The organism is Anaerotignum sp. (assembly GCF_031981185.1).
Taxonomy (GTDB): Bacteria; Bacillota; Clostridia; order Lachnospirales; family Anaerotignaceae; genus Chakrabartyella.
On sequence record NZ_DALYUL010000031.1, the window covers coordinates 13,917 to 17,581 of the forward strand.

The 3,665-nt window shown below is 35.8% G+C and carries 5 protein-coding genes; 3 read left to right on the plus strand and 2 right to left on the minus strand.

Features of this window, described 5'->3' with window-relative positions; all coding sequences use genetic code 11:
• Positions 1 to 584 (minus strand): response regulator transcription factor (locus RTK36_RS14400; RefSeq protein WP_312047950.1); only part of this gene is annotated, 584 nt, incomplete at its 3' end.
• A 115-nt stretch (positions 585 to 699) separates the two neighbouring features.
• Complete coding sequence (locus RTK36_RS14405; RefSeq protein ID WP_312047934.1) at positions 700 to 1,266, minus strand: XRE family transcriptional regulator; 567 nt, start codon at positions 1,264 to 1,266, stop codon at positions 700 to 702.
• A 169-nt stretch (positions 1,267 to 1,435) separates the two neighbouring features.
• Between RTK36_RS14405 and RTK36_RS14410 the strand changes: the two genes are divergently transcribed.
• The 3 genes from RTK36_RS14410 to RTK36_RS14420 all read left to right on the plus strand — a co-directional run.
• Positions 1,436 to 2,326 (plus strand): DMT family transporter, encoded by an 891-nt coding sequence (locus tag RTK36_RS14410; protein WP_312047935.1) that lies wholly within the window; start codon positions 1,436 to 1,438, stop codon positions 2,324 to 2,326.
• Positions 2,327 to 2,417: 91 nt separating this feature from the next.
• On the plus strand, positions 2,418 to 2,777 hold the full coding sequence (locus RTK36_RS14415; protein WP_312047936.1) for a cupin domain-containing protein: 360 nt from the start codon (positions 2,418 to 2,420) through the stop codon (positions 2,775 to 2,777).
• 672 nt (positions 2,778 to 3,449) lie between these two features.
• Positions 3,450 to 3,665: hypothetical protein (locus RTK36_RS14420; protein WP_312047937.1), on the plus strand; the 216-nt coding region annotated here is incomplete at its 3' end.

Below are 3,665 nucleotides of genomic sequence, written 5' to 3' on the forward strand. Positions count from 1 at the left end.
GTATTGTCATCAACAAAATCTGCAGTGCTATCCCAAAGTTCATTTAAAATGTGTTCCCTTGTTGTCACTCGATTTGCATTTTTCACCAACAAAGTAATTAGTCGATATTCTCCATTTGTTAATTCCAAACGCTTTCCATTCATTCTGACACAGCTTTCTAACAGGTCAATGGAAATATCACCACATAAAATGGAAGTATTGTTTTGATTGGAAATTCCAGTTCGCCGCAGTAATGCTCGGATGCGAGAACATAGCTCCCCTAATCGAAAGGGTTTTGTAATATAATCATCCCCTCCACAATCCAATCCCCGAATCACATTTACCTCTTCATCAGAGGCTGTTAAAAAAATAATAGGAATGGAGCTACCTTTTTTTCTTATTTCCTCACAAACAACATAGCCGCTACCATCCGGCAAAGTTACATCCAGTATAATTAAGTCATATTTTTCTATTGTATGCAGATGACTTAAGGCCTCCTTCACAGTACGGACAAAGTCAACCTCAAAACCATTACGCTTTAACGCATATTTCAATCCATCTACTAAACTAATATCATCTTCCAACAGTAAAATCATATTGTTCATCGGCTTCACCCCTTCTTCTGAATAAAATTTTGTCGCTGGATTTCTTCAGAGTATAAAAAATCCCATATACTCATCATTTTGCTTTTTATGATTATCCCCTGTTCTAACCAAGGCATTATGAGGGATACAGTGTAGGGGTTAGCACAAACAGAATGTGATTAGCCTCGTCCCCTTTATTCAAAAATCTATGCCTAACATTGGGGGGAATGCGAACTACATCCCCCTCTTCCAGAAAATATGAAACGCCCTCCAATTCCACATATGCCTCACCTTTCATGACCACAGCAATCTCTTCCTTATCCATATGGGAATATGTGCTTTCTGTGGTATTGGCATGGGCATTCAAATCCATCATTAAAAGCTCAATATGTGCTTTCATAAAATCAGGTGTCAACACATCGTAAACAATGTGATCGCTATTTTCTCTATACACTTTTTTACGGTCTTTCTTTCTGGAAATAAGGGATTCTGTATCAATTTCATTGATAAAAAGGGTATACAGTGGTACATTTAAAGCCTGCGCAATGATCTCCAAAACACTTAAGGACGGGTTTGCCTGTCCCCTTTCAATTTGGCTGATAAGAGATGTGCTGATTCCCGCAAAATTTGCAAACTCACGTATTGTCATTCCTCTTTTCTTTCTATAATTCAAGACCGTTTGTCCTAGGCGATTGTAATTCATAATTCTCTCCTATCCATAATAATAAGCTTTTTCACCCATTTGTTTTAACATATTGGATATGGCAAAAAGGACTTCCTTTTGCCCCAAAAATAGTCTATACTTTATTTATACATTATAGTATACCATGTATTTTATAATTAACAAGGGAACGGAGGTATAACAAAAGCAAATGCAGTCAAAAACAATGCAGTACTTATTTCTGTTTTTAGGGGTTTTCGCCCTATCAACATCCGCAATTTTTGTAAGACTGGCTGATGCACCGTCTTCAATCACCGCTTTCTATCGGCTTTTCTTTGCCACATTACTACTTGTACCATTTTTATTTTTTAACAAAGAAAATTGGAAGGCGCTCCTTTCCTTATCTCGGAAACAGTTAGGTTTTGGGTTATTTTCAGGTCTATTATTGGCAATACACTACGTTTTGTGGTTTGAATCCCTAAACTATACCTCTGTTGCAAGTTCAACGGTTATTGTCACATTGCAGCCCCTTTTTTCATTTGCGGGAGGTCATTTCCTATTTAAGGAACGCTATAGCAAAGGGGCAATTGCCAGTTGCTTCGTCTCATTGATTGGTTGTTTCATCATCGGTTGGGGAGATTTCGGGGTAAGCATCCAAGCTTTATTCGGCGACCTGCTGGCATTTATCGCCGCGGGGGTTATTACTGCTTATTTCTTTGTTGGCCAACACATAAGGAAAAATTTATCAGTCATTCCTTATTCTCTATTAGGATATTCAAGCAGTGCAATGTTTTTAGGGCTCTACGCAATCACTCAGAATGTATCTTTCGTTGATTATCCGGCATCCACATGGAAAGCCTTTATTGGATTGGCCTTGTTTGCTACAATTTTCGGTCAAATGGTTTTCAATTGGCTTCTAAAGTGGTTAAGTACCTCGGCTATATCTATGAGCATTTTGGGGGAAACTGTAGGAACCTGTATTCTTGCCTATTTTATATTGGACGAGGTACTCTCACTGCAACAAGGCATAGGCATAACAATCACATTAATTGGGCTGGCTTTGTTTTTATTTCATCAAAATAAAAGCGCACCTCAATCATAACGATACATCTGCCTGTTTACCTTATATAGCTTCACAAAATTCGGTGCATCACTTTTTAATCAAACTTATTATATCATTGGAGGTATTTCAAATGGAAAAAATTAATATTGCAGAAAAACTGGAACTCTTTCATGAATATTGGAGCCCAAGAATTCTTGGGGAAGTAAACGATTCTTACGTAAAGTTAGCCAAATTTAAAGGTGATTTTGTTTGGCATACCCATGAGAATGAGGACGAAATGTTTATCGTGGTAAAAGGTGAATTGACGATTAAATTCCGTGACAAAGATGTTCAGCTTCACGAAGGGGAATGCATTGTAATTCCCAAAGGAATTGAGCATATGCCTGTTGCAGAGCAGGAGGTTCATGTAATGCTGATTGAAGCAAAGACAACGCTAAATACCGGTAATGTTGTCAACGAAAAGACCGTTGAAAACCTAGAAAAGATATAAAATATTACCAAACTAAAAATTGCATAGTCGTAATCATACACCCGAATAATCTTGATTGCGGCTTTCGCATTTTTATACAAATCCTATTTACCTATTTATTATTATTTCAGTTTGTGACAGTAAGTTTTAAACTCAAAAAATTTATCTCTAACTTACGAAAGAAGCAAGCCCTTACAAGCGTTGCACGTCACAACAAAACAGGCTGACCCAAATAAATTTTATTTAGGTCAGCCTGTTTATGCTACTTTTTTCTATGAAACATCGATTACTGTGTCCAACATCTTAGCCCCTTCTCCCCTTGGGGTATTTTCCTAAGAACCATACCTTCTGATTCTCCATGGCCATACCCCTATTTCCATCATAATTATTTCGGAAGAACAAACAAAAGCACTTATATCCGCTGTTGTGTCATCTTAATCCATATTATAACAAATGGAAAATACACATTCAACTCGAGATTGTTTATTATAACTGTTTGTCATAGCCCTCTGATCATTTCAAAAAATCCTAAACTATAGTATACTTATACAAATTCAATGTTCATCAATATAACAAAGAATCTCAAATATCATGCATATTTTTAATTTCGATTTTATTATAATCCTTTTAAGTGGTAAAAACATAGCAAAAAAGTTGTAGTGTTAGAGGAGAAGAAATCCTAGGAAGCTATTTATGAAGAAAACACGATGTTTATTGGTTTTTATCCTTATCATTTTATTATCATCTTGTGAAAATACCATTAAAAGTGATACAACAATGACAATTAGACCTAGTAAGTTCTCAAAGGAAACCCAAAATGCATTGAAAATTTTTGATGCTGAAACCTTATTTTTAGATTATACTATTAATGATACAGTTAAATATATTTCTATTAATTTATGGATTTAT

Coding starts and splice junctions, on each gene's coding strand:
- RTK36_RS14405 (WP_312047934.1), bottom strand. CDS start 1,266: ATGAATTACAATCGCCTAGGACAAACGGTCTTGAATTATAGAAAGAAA.
- RTK36_RS14410 (WP_312047935.1), top strand. CDS start 1,436: ATGCAGTCAAAAACAATGCAGTACTTATTTCTGTTTTTAGGGGTTTTC.
- RTK36_RS14415 (WP_312047936.1), top strand. CDS start 2,418: ATGGAAAAAATTAATATTGCAGAAAAACTGGAACTCTTTCATGAATAT.